Source organism: Hasllibacter halocynthiae (assembly GCF_003003095.1).
GTDB classification, from domain to species: Bacteria; Pseudomonadota; Alphaproteobacteria; order Rhodobacterales; family Rhodobacteraceae; genus Hasllibacter; species Hasllibacter halocynthiae.
In genome coordinates, this window is record NZ_PVTT01000001.1 from 648,601 (window position 1) to 662,995 (window position 14,395).

At 73.8% G+C, this 14,395-nt stretch carries 15 protein-coding genes and 1 tRNA gene; 4 read left to right on the top strand and 12 right to left on the bottom strand.

Annotated elements, in window-relative coordinates:
* Window positions 1-14 precede the first annotated feature (14 nt).
* The 6 genes from BCF33_RS03310 to BCF33_RS03335 are packed head-to-tail and all read right to left on the bottom strand — an operon-like array spanning window position 15 to window position 4,717.
* A complete protein-coding gene (locus BCF33_RS03310) occupies window positions 15-1,187 on the bottom strand; it encodes a molybdopterin molybdotransferase MoeA (RefSeq protein ID WP_106159488.1) in 1,173 nt (390 codons plus the stop codon).
* On the bottom strand, window positions 1,184-1,648 hold the full coding sequence (gene moaC, locus BCF33_RS03315; RefSeq protein WP_106159489.1) for a cyclic pyranopterin monophosphate synthase MoaC: 465 nt from the start codon (window positions 1,646-1,648) through the stop codon (window positions 1,184-1,186). Before moaC ends, BCF33_RS03310 begins: the two co-directional genes overlap by 4 nt.
* Window positions 1,645-2,445, bottom strand: a complete 801-nt coding sequence (gene trpC, locus BCF33_RS03320) for an indole-3-glycerol phosphate synthase TrpC (RefSeq protein ID WP_106159490.1) — start codon at window positions 2,443-2,445, stop codon at window positions 1,645-1,647. The genes moaC and trpC overlap by 4 nt, the downstream gene beginning before the upstream one ends.
* 6 nt (window positions 2,446-2,451) lie before the next feature.
* The gene (locus BCF33_RS03325) at window positions 2,452-3,129 is read right to left on the bottom strand and encodes a uracil-DNA glycosylase (protein ID WP_106159491.1); all 678 of its coding nucleotides are present in this window, start codon (window positions 3,127-3,129) and stop codon (window positions 2,452-2,454) included.
* Complete coding sequence (gene trpD, locus BCF33_RS03330; protein WP_106159492.1) at window positions 3,126-4,139, bottom strand: anthranilate phosphoribosyltransferase; 1,014 nt, start codon at window positions 4,137-4,139, stop codon at window positions 3,126-3,128. Before trpD ends, BCF33_RS03325 begins: the two co-directional genes overlap by 4 nt.
* Entirely contained in the window at window positions 4,136-4,717 is a 582-nt protein-coding gene (locus BCF33_RS03335) for an anthranilate synthase component II (protein WP_106159493.1), read from the bottom strand. Before BCF33_RS03335 ends, trpD begins: the two co-directional genes overlap by 4 nt.
* A gap of 170 nt (window positions 4,718-4,887) precedes the next feature.
* Here BCF33_RS03335 and BCF33_RS03340 point away from each other — a divergent pair, with 170 nt between their 5' ends.
* Entirely contained in the window at window positions 4,888-6,381 is a 1,494-nt protein-coding gene (locus BCF33_RS03340; RefSeq protein WP_106159494.1) for a divergent polysaccharide deacetylase family protein, read from the top strand.
* Here BCF33_RS03340 and trpE read toward each other — a convergent pair.
* Genes trpE through fabI form a run of 6 tightly spaced genes read right to left on the bottom strand, consistent with a single transcriptional unit; the run spans window position 6,378 to window position 12,907 of the window.
* Window positions 6,378-7,895: an anthranilate synthase component I gene (gene trpE / locus BCF33_RS03345; RefSeq protein WP_106159495.1), complete on the bottom strand. Its 1,518-nt coding sequence runs from the start codon at window positions 7,893-7,895 to the stop codon at window positions 6,378-6,380. The two genes, BCF33_RS03340 and trpE, sit on opposite strands and share 4 nt — an antisense overlap.
* A complete protein-coding gene (locus BCF33_RS03350; protein WP_106159496.1) occupies window positions 7,895-9,739 on the bottom strand; it encodes a peptidyl-prolyl cis-trans isomerase in 1,845 nt (614 codons plus the stop codon). The genes trpE and BCF33_RS03350 overlap by 1 nt, the downstream gene beginning before the upstream one ends.
* Before the next feature lie 38 nt (window positions 9,740-9,777).
* Entirely contained in the window at window positions 9,778-10,962 is a 1,185-nt protein-coding gene (locus tag BCF33_RS03355) for an aminotransferase (RefSeq protein ID WP_106160182.1), read from the bottom strand.
* Window positions 10,959-11,468 (bottom strand): xanthine phosphoribosyltransferase, encoded by a 510-nt coding sequence (gpt, locus tag BCF33_RS03360; RefSeq protein WP_106159497.1) that lies wholly within the window; start codon window positions 11,466-11,468, stop codon window positions 10,959-10,961. The genes BCF33_RS03355 and gpt overlap by 4 nt, the downstream gene beginning before the upstream one ends.
* Window positions 11,469-11,495: 27 nt before the next feature.
* Entirely contained in the window at window positions 11,496-12,110 is a 615-nt protein-coding gene (locus BCF33_RS03365; protein WP_106159498.1) for a LysE family translocator, read from the bottom strand.
* Window positions 12,107-12,907: an enoyl-ACP reductase FabI gene (fabI, locus tag BCF33_RS03370; RefSeq protein WP_245883753.1), complete on the bottom strand. Its 801-nt coding sequence runs from the start codon at window positions 12,905-12,907 to the stop codon at window positions 12,107-12,109. The genes BCF33_RS03365 and fabI overlap by 4 nt, the downstream gene beginning before the upstream one ends.
* A 92-nt stretch (window positions 12,908-12,999) precedes the next feature.
* Between fabI and pdxH the strand changes: the two genes are divergently transcribed.
* The 3 genes from pdxH to BCF33_RS03385 all read left to right on the top strand — a co-directional run bounded on the left by pdxH (window position 13,000) and on the right by BCF33_RS03385 (window position 14,206).
* On the top strand, window positions 13,000-13,614 hold the full coding sequence (gene pdxH, locus BCF33_RS03375) for a pyridoxamine 5'-phosphate oxidase (protein WP_106159500.1): 615 nt from the start codon (window positions 13,000-13,002) through the stop codon (window positions 13,612-13,614).
* A gap of 9 nt (window positions 13,615-13,623) precedes the next feature.
* Window positions 13,624-14,118 (top strand): DUF192 domain-containing protein, encoded by a 495-nt coding sequence (locus tag BCF33_RS03380; protein ID WP_106159501.1) that lies wholly within the window; start codon window positions 13,624-13,626, stop codon window positions 14,116-14,118.
* An 11-nt stretch (window positions 14,119-14,129) separates the two neighbouring features.
* Window positions 14,130-14,206: transfer RNA gene (locus tag BCF33_RS03385), tRNA-Pro, on the top strand.
* Window positions 14,207-14,395: the final 189 nt, after the last annotated feature.

A 14,395-nucleotide genomic window follows, 5' to 3' on the forward strand; every position in this document is an offset into this window, starting at 1 on the left:
GTTCGCCTTTCATGTCAAAGCCCGATCGAGAGGCACCTCGCGACGTCGCCGACCCGCCGCGCCGGATCGTGGGGCGGACGCTGGATCAGGAGGTCGGCCCGCGCGAGCGGCGAGAGGCGCCCCGAATCCTGGTTGCCGAGGGCCCGAACCCCGCCATCCTGCCGCACGGCGCGCATGAAATGGGTGCGGGGGCCGTTCGCCTCCAGCGGCGCTACGAGGGCGATCCCGGACGCCTCGTCGTCCTGCGGCAGGTGGAGCATCCGGCGCAGCATCGGAACGAGGAAGACCCGTCCGCAGATCATGGCGCTGACCGGGTTCCCCGGCAGGCCGAGGACGACCTGCGCGCCGAGCGTGCCGGCCAGGACGGGCTTGCCGGGCCGCATGGCGATCCGGTGGAAGTCCAGCCGCGCGCCGAGGCGTTCGAGGGTGGGCGCCACGAGGTCGCGGTCGCCCACGCTGGCCCCGCCGGAAGTCACGAGGACGTCCGCCCCGGCGCCTGCACGGATGGCCCCCGCGAGGAGGTCGGGATCGTCCGCGGCGATGGGCAGGATCCGGGCGCGGCCGCCCGCGGCCCCGACCAGCGCGGCAAGGCCGTAGGCGTTGGACGCGAAGATGCCGTCGGGGCCCGGATCGCCCCCGGGCGGCGTCAGCTCGTCGCCCGTGGAGAGTATGGCGACCTCCGGCCGTGCGGCGCAGCGGAGCGTGGCCGCGCCGAAGGCGGCGGCGAGGGCGACGAGCGCGGGGGAGAGGACCTGGCCAGCCTCGATCCGGGCGCCGGCCGCGAAGTCCGCACCGGCGGGCCGGACATAGGAGGCCCGATCCGCGCCCCGCTTCGGCACGACGTGGTGGCCGTCACGCTCGACGTCCTCCTGGATGAGGACGCGGTCCGCGCCGTCCGGGACGGGCGCGCCGGTCAGGATGCGCACCGCCTCGCCGGACCCGAGGGGGCCGGAATGGCGCCGCCCGGCGGCCGCCTCGCCCACCACCCGGAGCCGGCTTCCGGGGGCGGGATCCCCGGAGACCGCGTAGCCGTCCATCATCGAGGCGCGGAAGGGCGGCGAATCCCGCCGGGCGATCACGGCCTCGGCCAACGCGCGCCCGCCCGCGCGGTCCAGGGGGACCGGTTCGGACGGGAGGGGCGCGACGAGGGCGAGGAGGCGCCGGCGGGCTTCCTCGAACGGGATCAACGGCGCCAGTCGCCCGATGCGCCGCCGGCCTTCTCGAGAAGGCGGATGCCGCCGATCTCCATGTCCTTCTGGGCCGCCTTCAGCATGTCGTAGAGCGTCAGGCACGCGACCGACACGGCCGTCAGCGCCTCCATCTCGACGCCGGTTCGGCCCGTGGTGCGGACGGTCGCGGCAACCCGGATGCCGCCTTCGCACGCCGCGATGTTCAGCGAAACCTTCGAGAGCGGCAGCGGATGGCAGAGCGGGACGAGGTCGGCCGTTCGCTTGGCCGCCATGATCCCCGCGAGACGCGCCGTGCCGATCACGTCGCCCTTGCCGGCGCGCCCTTCCCTAGCCAACGCAAGGGTTTCTGGCGACATCCTTATGTGCCCTTCGGCGGTCGCGGTGCGGGTGGTGACGTCCTTGTCGGTGACGTCGACCATGTGCGCCGCGCCGGAGGCGTCGAGATGGGTGAGGGTCATGCCGCCTTCCTTTCGGCGGAGAGGATGCGGCGGGTCGCGGCGGCGATGTCGGGCCGGCGCATCAGGCTTTCCCCGATGAGGAACCGGCGTGCCCCGGAGCGGGAGAGCCGGAGGAGGTCCGCCGGCTGGGAGAGGCCGGATTCGGCGACGAGGTCGCGCCCCGCCGGCAGGCGCGCGGCGAGGCGTTCGGTCACCTGAAGATCGACCTCGAAGGTCTTGAGATCGCGGTTGTTCACGCCGATGAGAGGTGAATCCAGCGCGAGGGCGCGGTCGAGCTCGGCCTCGTCATGGACCTCGATCAGGGCGGCCATGCCGTGGAGCCGCGCGGCATCCTCGAGCTCGGCGGCCTGGGCGTCGGACACCGTCGCCATGATGATCAGGATCGCGTCGGAGCCGATGCTGCGGGCCTCGGCGACTTGGTAGGGCGCATAGAGAAAGTCTTTACGAATGACCGGTAGATTGGTGGCCGAACGTGATTCGATGAGGAACGATTCGTGGCCCTGGAACGAAGGCCCATCCGTCAGGACGGAAAGGCAGGCGGCCCCGCCTTCCGCGTAGGCGCGCGCGTGGGCGGCCGGATCGAAGTCCCGCCGGATCAGGCCCTTCGACGGGCTGGCCTTCTTGATCTCGGCTATCAGCGCGAAGCCCCCCCGCGCCTTCGCCGCGAGCGCGCCGGCGAAGTCCCGGACCGGGGGCGCGGCCTCGGCGCGGCGCTCCATCTCGGCCTCGGGTACCTCGCGGCGGCGCTGCGCCACCTCCTCCAGCTTGTAGGCCTTGATGCGGTCGAGGATGTTCATGGACGTCTATGTCCCGCACCAGTCGACCGGGGGCAAGCCGCGCGCGGCGAGCCAGTCGTTCGTTTGGCTGAACGGGCGCGAGCCGAAGAACCCCTTGCGCGCCGCGAGAGGCGAGGGGTGCGCCGTCTCGATCCGCAGATGGTCGCCGGTCAGGTGCTTCGCGGCGACCCCCTGCGCGCGCCTGCCCCAGAGGATCGCGGCGCGGGGCCGGCCGGACAGGCGGGCGAGGACCTGGGCGGTGAGCCGCTGCCAGCCGAGGCGCCGGTGCCCGTCGATCACCCCCTCGGGGACCGTGAGCGCCGTGTTGAGCAGGAGCACGCCCTGCCGGGCCCAGTCCGAGAGGTCGGGGTTCGACCGCCGGCAGCCGAGGTCGTCCTCGATCTCGCGGAAGACGTTCCTCAGCGAGGGCGGCAGGAAAGCCGCGCCGGGCGCGACGGAGAAGGCGTATCCATGCGCGTGGCCCCGGGTCGGGTATGGGTCCTGGCCCAGGATCAGGACGCGCACCGCGTCCGGCGGCGAGGCCTCGAGGGCGGCGAAGACCTGGGAGGGGGCCGGGAGCACCGGTCGGGCCTCGGCGGCGAGGCCGGCCGCGATGGCCGGCAGGTCCTCGGAGAAGAAGGGCAGCTCGCGCCAGGGTCCGAGGCGGGAGAGGTCGAAGCGGAACGGCGCGGGGGCGGCGGTCACGCCTTCGGGCTGACCCGGGCGAGGCCCTCGGCCTTCCCGCGCGCGGCGCCGCTGTCGATGGCCTCGGCTGCCATGGCCGCCCCTTCCTTCAACTCGTCGGTGCGGCCCGCGACCACGAGGGCGGCTGCCGCGTTCAGCAGGACGGCGTCGCGATACGCTGATCGCTCGCCGCCCAGGAGCGCGCGAAGGGCACGGCCGTTGGCCTCTGGCTCGCCGCCGAGGATCGATTCGAACGGGTGGACGGGCAGCCCCGCATCTTCGGGGTGGACCTCGCGCCGGGTGACGGCGCCGTCCTTCAGCTCGGCCACCTGCGAGGCGGCGGAGATCGCCAGCTCGTCGGTACCGTCGCCGCCGTGGACCAGCCACGCGGCCTCCGTGCCGAGAGCGAGGAGCGTCTCGGCCATGGGCCCGATCAGCGCGGGCGAGAAGGCGCCGGTAAGCTGGCGGGTGACGCCTGCGGGGTTGGTCAGCGGGCCGAGGATGTTGAAGAGGGTGCGGGTGCCCAGCTCGCCCCGGACGGGCATCACGTGGGCGATCGCGGGGTGGTGCATCGGCGCCATCATGAAGCCGATGCCGACCTCGGCGAGGGCCCGCTCGACGGTGTCGGGGCCGGCCATGACCTCGATCCCGATCTGGCCCAGCGCGTCGGCGGCGCCGGATCTCGACGAGAGGTTGCGATTGCCGTGCTTGGCGACGGGCACCCCGCACCCAGCGACCACGAAGGCCGCGGCGGTCGAGATGTTGAGCGTGCCCTTGCCGTCGCCGCCGGTGCCGACGATGTCGATCGCCCCCTCCGGCGCGCGGACCGGCCGCGCCCGCGCGCGCATGGCGGCCGCGGCGGCGGCGTACTCCTCGACCGTCTCGCCCCGGGTCCGCATCGCCATGAGGAGGCCGCCGATCTGGGCGGGCGTGGCCTCGCCCTCGAAGAGGGCGTCGAAGGCGGCGCGCGCCTCGTCGGGGGAAAGGGGGCCTTCGGCCGCCTTCCCGATCAGGGGCCTGATGCCGGTCATGCGGGAAGGGGGACCCGATCGAGGAACGTGCGGAGCATCGCCCGGCCGTGCTGGGAGCGGATCGACTCGGGGTGGAACTGTACCCCCTCGACCGGGGCGGCGCGGTGCCGCAGGCCCATGACGGTGCCGTCGGCAACGCGGGCGGTCACCTCCAGCTCGTCCGGCAGGCGCGCCGGATCGACCGCGAGGGAATGGTAGCGCGTCGCGGAGAGGGGCGAGGGCAGGCCGGCGAAGACGCCGGCGCCGTCGTGCCGGATCCGGCCTGGCTTGCCGTGGACGATGGCCGGCGCGCGCACGATCCGGCCGCCGAAGGCCTGGCCGATCGCCTGCATCCCGAGGCAGACGCCGAAGAGGGGCATCCCCGCCTCGGCCGCGGCGAGGACGAGGGTCACGCAGATCCCGGCGGCGTCCGGATCGCACGGCCCGGGGGAGAGGACGATCGCCGAAGGGCGCATCGCCATCGCCTCGCGCACCGTGAGCGCGTCGTTGCGGACCACCTTCGCCTCGACGCCCAGATCGCCGATCAGGTGGACCAGGTTCCACGTGAAGCTGTCGTAGTTGTCGATCAGCAGGAGCATCTTCGCGGCCTCACTCGCGCGCAGGAATCCAAGGCGGGGCTGTCCCGCCCCTTCGCGCGCGGTATAGCTGTGCCGGGCATGGGGGTGGCGTCAAGCGGCCATGGTGAGGCGTCGACTGCAAGGGCGCGGAACGACGATCGGAGGGCGGTGCGGGCGATGGGGGGACGGCTATGCTGAAGGGCCTGCTGGCGGGCGTCGCGCTGGGGTCGGCGCTGTCGGTCCTGGCGCTCGGCACCACTTCGCTGCTGGGGGGGCAGCGGCCGCCGGCCGGGGCCCGGGAGATCGGGGCGCAGACCGATGTCGGCCCGGTCGTCGCGGCGGAGGAGGCGCCGGCCCCCGTCGCCCCGGCGCCGGCCCGCGACGCCGATCCGGTGGTGCCTTCCGCCGCGCCCGGGACGGCCGCGGGCGCGGGTCTGGGCCCTGCGCTGGACGTCGAGGGAGCCCCGGTCCCCGCGACCGGGGCGGACCCGCTGCGCCCGGGCGCCGCCCCCGGCGCCCTCGAGACGCCCGTCCGCCCCGTGGCCATAGACCCGGTCGAGCCGCGCCTCGCCCCGCCGGGCGGGGATGACGGCCCGGTGATCGAGCGCCGCGTGCCCGTGCTGCCGATCGAGCGGCCCCGTTCCGCGGTGCCCGGCGAGGACGTCGTGCCGACGCTTCCCGGCATGCCGCCAGATGGGACGGCGACGGCGACGGGGGCTCGCGGCGTGGAAGGGTCCGGGGCCCCGCCCGTGAAGGTCCCGGAAGGGCAGGACGATGCGCCCGATGCTGACGACGGGGGGTCGGCGGGGAACGGAACCGATGCGGCCGGAGGCGCAGAGGGTGGAGAGGGATCCGGCACCGCGGCCGCCAGGCCGGAGGCGGCCGGCCAGGGCGGTGCGGGGGGCGGCGGGGCGGACGTCGCGCGCATCGTGATGGAGAACGGCGCGTCCATGATCGAGCGCGTGGTGCCGGTCGAACCCGTCGCTTCGGCAGCCGCGCCGGCGGCCGCGCCAATCGGCGACCGCCCGGCCCGGATCGCGAACGCCGCGTCGTTCGAGAACCCGCTGGACCTGCCCCTCATGGCGGTGGTGCTGCGCGACGCGGAGCCGCGCCCGGCAGCCCGGACGCTGGAGGCGCTGGACGCCCCGATCACCATCGCCGTCGATGCCGAAGCGCCCGATGCCGCCGAGGTGGCCGCCTTCTACCGCGACGCGGGGCTGGAGGTCGTGCTCTCCGCGTCCCTTCCCGCGGGGGCCGGACCGCAGGACGCTGCGACGGCCCTCGCCGCCTGGGAGGCGGCCGTGCCGGTCGCCGTCGGCCTTCTGGAGCTGTCGGAGGGCGGGTTCGCGCCCACGCGGGGCGCGCTGTCGCAGATCGTCTCGGAGGCCGAACGGAGGGGCTACCTGATGCTGACCTATCCGGCCGGGCTGAACGCCGCCCGGCAGGAGGCCGAGCGCGCGGGCGTTCCCGCCGGCCTCGTCTTCCGAAGCTTCGACGTCGCGGGCGAGTCGCCGGAGGTCATCCGCCGGTTCCTGGACCAGGCCGCGTTCCGCGCGACCCGCGAGGAGGGGATCGTCATGCTGGGCACCGCCACCGAGGGCACCCTGGGGGTCCTCGCCGAATGGCTGGAGGGGCCGCGGGCGGAGAGGATCGCCCTGGCGCCGGTCAGCGCGGTGATCGACTAGCGGTTGCCACCCTCGCCGAAGCGGTGCGCGTCCGCCGCCGCCGCGCGCAGGGCGTTCGACTTGGCGACGGTCTCCTGCCACTCGGCCTCGGGGTCGCTGTCGTGGACGACGCCGCCGCCCGCCTGGACGTAGAGCTTGCCGTCCTTCAGCACGCCCGTGCGCAGTGCGATGCAGAAGTCCATGTCGCCGCCCGCCGAGAAGTAGCCGACGCCGCCGCCGTAGACGCCGCGCTTCTCGGGCTCGAGCTCGTCGATGATCTCCATCGCGCGGACCTTCGGCGCGCCGGAGACGGTGCCCGCGGGCAGGCCGGCGAGGAGGGCGGAGAGCGCGTCCTCATCCCCCCGCAGCTCGCCGACGACGTTCGAGACGATGTGCATGACGTGGGAGTAGCGCTCGACCGTGAACTCCTCCGTCGGGCGGACGGTGCCGATGCGCGCCACCCGGCCGACGTCGTTGCGCCCGAGGTCGAGGAGCATCAGGTGCTCGGCCAGCTCCTTCTCGTCGGCGAGGAGTTCGGCCTCGAGCGCGGCGTCCTCCTCCGGGGTGGCGCCGCGGGGGCGGGTGCCGGCGATGGGGCGGATCGTGACCTCGCCCCCCATGACGCGCACGAGGATCTCGGGCGAGGCGCCGACGATCTGGAAGCGGTCCCCCTCGGCCGCGCGCATGTCGAAGTGGAACATGAAGGGCGAGGGGTTCGTGCGGCGAAGCGAGCGGTAGAGGGCGAAGGGGGGCAGGGGGAAGTCCTGCGTCCAGCGCTGCGCGGGGACGACCTGGAAGATGTCCCCGGCGGCGATGTACTCCTTCGCGCGCCGCACGGCGTCGAGGTAGCCGTCCTTGGTGAAGTTCGACACGGGCTCGGCCACGGGGCCGGGATCGGTCAGTTCGCGCGGGGCGGGGACCGGGCGCTCGAGGTCGCGCACGGCGTCCATCAGGCGCTCGGCCGCCTGGGCGTAGGCGGCGCGGGCGGAGAGGCCGGAGGCGGCCCAGGCGGGGGCGCAGAGGATCGCGTCGCCCTTCACCCCGTCGAGCACGGCGACCACCGAAGGACGCATCAGCATCGCGTCGGGCAGGCCGATCGGGTCGGGGTTCACGTCGGGCAGACGCTCGACCAGGCGGATCATGTCGTAGCCGAGATGCCCGAAGAGGCCGGCGGAGGCGGCGGGCAGGCCGTCCGGGATCGCAATGCGAGATTCTGCCAGCAACGCGCGGAGCGAGGCGAGCGGGTCTGCTGGGTCGTCCTGCCAGCCATCGGGGTCGTGGCGGGCGGCGCGGTTGATGCGCACGGCGCCGCCGCGGCACTGCCAGATCAGGTCGGGGCGCAGGCCGATGATCGAGTAGCGCCCCCGTACCTCGCCGCCGGTGACGGATTCGAGGAGGCACGACCCCTCCGCGGCGCGCGCGAGCTTGAGGAAGAGGGAGACGGGCGTGTCGAGATCGGCCGCGATGCGGATCCACAGAAGCTGGTTCTCGCCCCGGTCGAACCCTTCGGCGAAGGCGTCGAAGGTCGGGTGCATCAGTTGCCGTACTGCGCGGCGATCGCGTTCAGCATCGCCTGGTCCACGGTCACGTCCATCCGGGCCTGCAGGGCGCGGGCATAAGCGGCGAACACGTCGCCGGGATAGCCGCGCGGGTTCTCGGCGACGAGGGCGGCGCGCAGCTCCCGCGTGGCGGGATCGTCGGGGTCGGCCGGCGTGACTTGGTCGACGTGGACGAGGGCGGCGGCGCCGGGAAGGCGGACGGTCGCGGTCCCGCCCTCCGGGGTCTCGAAGATTGCGCGGGCCAGCGCGGGCGGCGCGCCGTCGAGCCCCGCGACGCGGACGAGCGCGTCCTCCTCGATCGTATCGAGCGGGGCCTCGCCCGCGGCGAAGTCGTCCCGCAGCGCTTCGGCCAGGGCCATGAGGGCGTCGGTCTCGGCCTCGCGGCGCCAGGTGGCGAGAACCTCCCCGCGGACCTCGTCCAGGGCGGGCGCGCGGGCCTCGCGCATCCCGTCGAGGCGCAGGGCGAAGAGGCCGCCGTCGTCGGTGCGGACCGCTTCGGGGAAGTCGTCCTCGGTCGCCGCGCGGGCCGCCTCGCGGAAGGTGTCGTAGCCGAGGAGCGGGTCGTCGCCGTCGGGGCCGGCGAAGAGGGTGCCGGAGACGGCCGGCCCGATCTCGGCGGCGACGTCCTCGACCGTGGCGCCGCCGGCGAGGAGGTCGTCGACCTCGTCCTCGAGGTCGTCGATGACGCGGCGCGCACCCGCGAGACCCAGCTCGAGCGTCAGCTCCTCGCGCACGTCCTCGAACGGGATCTCGACCGCGTTGAGGAGGGCGTTGACGCGGAAGATGGCGGGCCCGTCCTCGGTCGGGACCACGCGGGTCAGGCCGGGCTCGGTACGGGCGAAGACGGCCTCCGCGGCGCCGCCCAGCCCCTCGAAGGTCACGTCGCCGAGGTCGACGTCCTCCGGGGCGAGGCCGGCGGCCGCAACCTCGGCGTCGAAGTCCGAGGCGCCGGTGGCGATGCGGCCCAGCACGGCGCGGGCGGCGGCCTCGTCCGCGAAGACGAGGCGTTCGACCAGGCGCCGCTCGGGACGCCGGAACTCCTCCGCGCGCTCGTCGTAGAGGGCGCGGAGCCGGGCCTCGTCGATCTCGGCGTCGGCGGCGACCGCCTCGGGCGCGATCCAGAGATAGGCGATCCGGGGTGCGGCGGGGATGGTGAAGGCCTCGGCGTTGGCCTCGTACCACTCGGCCAGCTCGGCCTCGGTGGGGTCGGCGATCGGCGCGGGCAGGAGGTCGGGCCGCAGGATGGCGTAGCGGACGTCCCGCCCCTCGAGGAGGAAGGCGGTCATGATGTCGAGATAGCCCCGCGGCGCCTCGACCCCGCCGATCACGGCCTGCTCGAGCTGGGCGCGGGCCAGCTGGCGGCGCAGACGCTCCTCGTAGGCGCTCTCGCTTTCGCGGCGGGATTCCAGGAACTCGCGGTAGATGCTCCGGTCGAAGGAGAGCAGCGGGCGGAAGCGCGGGTCGTCGGTGATGGCGCGGGCGACCCGCTCGTCCCCGGCGGAGAGGCCGAGGCGCAGGGCCTCGGCGTCGAGGGCGGCATCGGTCACGAGGCTGCCCAGCGCGATGGACTGCACCTGCGCGAAGGGCAGGGGGCGGCCCTGGCGGGCGGCGTTGCGGCGGATGGCGTCGGCGGTCAGCAGAAGGTCGTCGGCGTCGATGACCTGCCCCTCGACGGTCGCCACGCGCTGACCGCCGCCCCCGAACGATCCGGCGCCGAAGCCCGCGAGGCCGACGAGGAGGAGGCCGCCGATCACCCAGGTGGCGACCTTCGAGACCGTGCCGCCCCGCTTCGCGCCGGGCGCGATCTTCTCCTTGGCCATCCGGCGCTCCCCCCTCGGGTTCCTGTCCCGGGGGCGGGTTAGCCGCGCGGGGAAAGGCCTTCAAGGTCGCCCGCCAGCCGCTCCGCCAGCAGGGCGATGCCGGGGCGGTCGAGATTGGCGAAGGCGATCCGGACGGTGCGGTCGCCGGCGGGGTCCCCCCCGGGGTGGAACATCGCGCCCGGAAGGGCGAGGACGCCGCGCTGCCGCACGAGGGCGCGGGCGACGGCCGCGGAAGGCGCGTCCCAGGGATGGCCGGCATAGGCGAAGTAGGCCCCGGCGGAGAGGGCGCGCCAGCCGGGAAGCGAGCCGAGCGCCGAGAGGACGGCGTCGCGGCGGGCGAGGACCTCCGCCCGTTCGCCGGCGAGCCACGCGCCGAGGTTCTCCATCCCCCAGAGGGCGGCGCGCTGGCCGATCCCGTTCGGGCAGATGGTCACCGTGTCGAGCACCTTCTCCGCCTGGGCGAGGAAGGCGGCGTCCGCGACCATCGCGCCGACCCGGTGCCCCGTCAGCCGGTACGCCTTCGAGAAGGAGTAGAGCTGCACGAGCGTGCCGCGCCAGTCCCGCGCGAGGAGGTCATGGGGCGCGCCGCCGGCCGAGTGGAAGTCGCGGTAGGTCTCGTCGAGGATCAGCGCGATGCCGCGGGCGCGGCAGAGGTCGAGGAAGGCGGCGAGGATCTCGGCCGGATACTCGCGCCCCGTGGGGTTGTTCGGGGTGACGAGCGCGATGGCGCGGGTGCGCGGGCCGATCAGCCGCGCGGCGGCGTCCGGGTCGGGGATCAGCGCCTCGCCCGTGGGCAGGGGAACGGCGCGCAGCCCCTGCTGCGAGAGCCACATCGCGTGGTTGAAGTACCATGGCACCGGCAGGATCACCTCGTCGCCGGGCGCGGCGAGGATGGAGACGGCGGTGGCGAAGGCTTGGTTGCAGCCGGAGGTGACGGCAACATCGGCCGCGGCGACGGACGCGCCGTAGGCGGCGGTCCATTCCGCCGCGAGGCGGGCGCGCAAGGCGGGCAGGCCGAGAACGGGGCCGTAGAGGTGGGCGTCCGCCTCCTCCAGCGCGACGCGGGCGATCTCGCGGCGCAGGGGTTCGGGCGGGGGCTCCGCTGGGGCGGCCTGGGAGACGTCGATGACCCGAAGGCCGGCGGGCGCGTCGTCCAGCCATCGCCGCGCCTCCGTCACGGGCGGCGGCGGGGTGGCCAGGAGGTGGGGGTTCAGCCCGCTCAGGCGTCGGTCCCCCGGTAGGGCGGGGCGTATTGTAGGGCCATGTCCCAGGGAAAGAAGATCCAGGTGTCCTGGGAGACGGTCGTCACGTAGTCGTCCGTCTGCTTGGCGCCCTCGGGCTTGGCGTAGATGCAGGCGAAATGGGCCTTGGGGTAGAGCTTGCGCACCAGCTCGAGCGTGCGGCCCGTATCGACGAGGTCGTCGACGACCAGGATGCCCGTGCCGTCGCCCATCATCGCGTCGTCCGGCTTCTTCAGGACCTCGGCCTCGTGCTGGTCCTGATGGGCGTAGGACTTGACGGAGATCGTGTCCACGGTGCGGACGTCCAGCTCGCGCGCGACGATCATGGCGGGGGCCATGCCGCCGCGGGTGATGGCGACGATGGCCTTCCAGGCGCCGTCCTCGCCCGGCCCCTTGTGGTCCAGCCGCCAGGCCAGCGCGCGGCTGTCGCGGTGGATCTGGTCCCAGGAGACGTGGAAGCCCTTTTCGTGCGGCAGGCGGTCGTTCATCGGGTCTCCCTCTCGTTTGGCGGGGCTTTAGGTCGCGGCGACGCCGATTCCCAGGGCGGCGAGTGCGCCGCCGAAGAGGCGGTCGGCCCCCGTCTTGATCCGGGCGTAGCCCGCGCGGGCCCGCGGCAGCGAGAAGACCCGCGCGACGACGAGGTACCACGCCGCCTCGACCCAGAGGATGTTGAAGAGGACGATCCCCTTGTCCGCGGGCGTGGCCGCGGCCGGTACGAGGCCGACGAAGACCGCGCCAAAGAAGATCGCGGGCTTGGGGTTCGCGAGCATGGAGAGGGTGCCCAGGCGCAGGGCGGACCATGCCCCGCGGGGGGCGGCGCCGGGCGTGACCCGGGGCATCGGCTCGGGCGCGCGGCGCCAGAGGTTCCAGGCGATCCAGACGAGGAAGAGGCCGCCCGCGACCTTCAGCCCGGTGAAGAGGGGCGGCGCTACCTCGAAGAGGAGCGCGAGGCCGAGGAGCGCCGCCGCCGCCCAGACCGTCGCCCCGATCCCGAAGCCGAGCGCGAGGTAGGCGGCGGTGCGGAACCCGTCCGCCGCCGCCGTGCGGACCGACAGAACGAAGGAGGGGCCCGGCGAGATCGCCGCGAGAAGGTGCGCCAGCGCGACGCCGAGGAAGGCGGCGGGGCTCACCCCTCGCGCCTCTCGAGCGTCATGTCGGGGGCCTCGGGGTTCTTCATGCCGACGACGTGATAGCCCGCGTCGACGTGGATCACCTCGCCCGTGACGGCGCTGCCGAGGTCCGACAGCAGGTAGAGGGCGGACTTGCCGACCTCCTCCTGGGTGACGGTGCGGCGGAGGGGGGCGTTGTTCTCGTTCCATTTCAGGATGTAGCGGAAGTCGCCGATGCCCGAGGCGGCGAGCGTCTTGATCGTGCCGGCCGAGATCGCGTTGCAGCGGATGCCGTCCCGGCCGAGGTCCTCGGCGATGTAGCGCACCGATGCCTCGAGCGCGGCCTTGGCAACGCCCATCACGTTGTAGTGCGGCATGACCTTCTCGGAGCCGTAGTAGGTCAGCGTCAGGAGCGAGCCCCCGTCGGTCATCAGCGGCGCGGCGCGCTGGCAGATGGCGGTGAAGGAGTAGACGGAGATGTCCATGGTCGAGCGGAAGTTCGCCGCGCTCGTCTCGACGTAGCGGCCGCGCAGCTCGCTCTTGTCGGAGAAGCCGATGGCGTGGACCACGAAGTCGAGGCCGCCCCACTGGTCCTTCAGTTCGGCGAAGAGCGCGTCGAGCGATGCCCCGTCGCCCACGTCGCATTCGTGCGTGGTGGCGCCGACCGATTCCGCGAGCGGCCTGACCCGCTTCTCCAGCGGGCCGCCCTGATGCGAGATGGCGAGCCGCGCCCCCTGGGCGTGGAGGGCCTGGGCGATGCCCCAGGCGATCGACTTGTCGTTGGCGAGGCCCATGATGAGCCCGCGCTTGCCTTCCATCAGTCCCGCCACTGGCGTCTCCCGCCCCATGTCCTTAGGTCCCGCCCGCATACGCCCCCCGGGGGCGCGGCGGCAAGGACGGGGAATCCGGCATGGAAGAGCGGACGGGCATTTTCGCGGGGCCGGACCCCGTCGCCATCGCGGCGCGCTGGCTGGAGGAGGCCGGGCCCCTGGAGCCGAACGATCCGAACGCCATGCAGCTCGCCACCGTGGACGAGGCGGGGATGCCGGACGTGCGGACCGTGCTGCTCAAGGAGATCGAGGAGGATCCGGGCGCGTTCCTCTTCTACACCAACTACGAAGGCGCGAAGGCCCGGCAGATCGAGGCGGCGGGCGGGCGCTGCGCCTTCGTGATGCACTGGAAGTCGCTGCGCCGGCAGGTGCGGGTGCGGGGCGTCGCCGCGCGCGAGGACGGGGCGAAGGCCGACGCCTACTATGCCAGCCGTCCGCTGGGCAGCCGGATCGGGGCCTGGGCCTCGCCCCAGTCGCGGCCCGTGGAAGGGCGGGACGAACTGGCGGCCCTGGTCGAGGCGGCGGACCGCGCGCACGGGGACGATCCGGCGCGTCCGCCGCATTGGGGCGGCTACCGGATCGCGCCGCAGGAGATCGAGCTGTGGGCCGACGGCGAGAGCCGCCTGCACGACCGGTTCCGCTTCACGCGCCCGGCCGAGGACGCGGGCTGGCGCTGGACGCGGCTGGGGCCCTAGGGTGTGGGGATGAAACACCTCGTCGTCATCGCCCTGGCCTTCGCCGCCGGGCCGGCCTTCCCGGACTGCGCGGCGGACCGCGTGGATCTGCGCGGCCCGTTCGGCACGGCGAGCTTTCGCGTGGACGTCGCCGACGAGCCCGACGAGCGCGCGCAGGGACTGATGTTCGTGGAGGAGCTGCGGCCGAACGAGGGGATGCTCTTCGTGTTCGAGCGCGCGGGGCCGGTCAGCTTCTGGATGCGGAACACGCTGATCCCGCTGGACATGCTGTTCGCCGGCGAGGACGGCGTGGTGCGGCGCGTCCACGAGAACGCCGTGCCGCTCGACGAGACGGGCATCCCGGGCGGCGACGACATCCGCTACGTTCTGGAGATTCCCGGCGGCGTCTCCGCCATGCTGGGCGTCGCCGAAGGGGCGCAGATGCGGCACCCCGCCATCGCGGAGCCCGCGTGGCCCTGCGGCGAGGTCGAGGACGAGGTTGAGGACGCCGCCCCGCGGGAGTAGGGCGGGGGCGTCGGGGCGTAGCGCAGCCTGGTAGCGCATCTGCTTTGGGAGCAGAGGGTCGGAGGTTCGAATCCTCTCGCCCCGACCATTCGGGACGCATCTCCGCGACGACATGGCCCAAGCGGATCCGGCCGCCGGTGCGAGATACGTCTTGCGCGTGTTCGCAGCGCCACGACGCCCCGTCGAGACGGCCGGAAAATGCCTTTCGGAATCAAGGTTCGCAGCGAAGGCGGCCGATTCTTTTTTCGGCCGCCGTTCCGAATCAGGAACTGCCACC

Coding starts and splice junctions, on each gene's coding strand:
- BCF33_RS03335 (WP_106159493.1), bottom strand. CDS start 4,717: ATGCTCCTGCTGATCGACAACTACGACAGCTTCACGTGGAACCTGGTC.
- trpE (WP_106159495.1), bottom strand. CDS start 7,895: ATGCACCCGACCTTCGACGCCTTCGCCGAAGGGTTCGACCGGGGCGAG.
- BCF33_RS03340 (WP_106159494.1), top strand. CDS start 4,888: ATGCTGAAGGGCCTGCTGGCGGGCGTCGCGCTGGGGTCGGCGCTGTCG.
- trpD (WP_106159492.1), bottom strand. CDS start 4,139: ATGACCGGCATCAGGCCCCTGATCGGGAAGGCGGCCGAAGGCCCCCTT.
- BCF33_RS03380 (WP_106159501.1), top strand. CDS start 13,624: ATGAAACACCTCGTCGTCATCGCCCTGGCCTTCGCCGCCGGGCCGGCC.
- gpt (WP_106159497.1), bottom strand. CDS start 11,468: ATGAACGACCGCCTGCCGCACGAAAAGGGCTTCCACGTCTCCTGGGAC.
- trpC (WP_106159490.1), bottom strand. CDS start 2,445: ATGAACATCCTCGACCGCATCAAGGCCTACAAGCTGGAGGAGGTGGCG.
- moaC (WP_106159489.1), bottom strand. CDS start 1,648: ATGACCCTCACCCATCTCGACGCCTCCGGCGCGGCGCACATGGTCGAC.
- BCF33_RS03350 (WP_106159496.1), bottom strand. CDS start 9,739: ATGGCCAAGGAGAAGATCGCGCCCGGCGCGAAGCGGGGCGGCACGGTC.
- fabI (WP_245883753.1), bottom strand. CDS start 12,907: ATGGAAGGCAAGCGCGGGCTCATCATGGGCCTCGCCAACGACAAGTCG.
- pdxH (WP_106159500.1), top strand. CDS start 13,000: ATGGAAGAGCGGACGGGCATTTTCGCGGGGCCGGACCCCGTCGCCATC.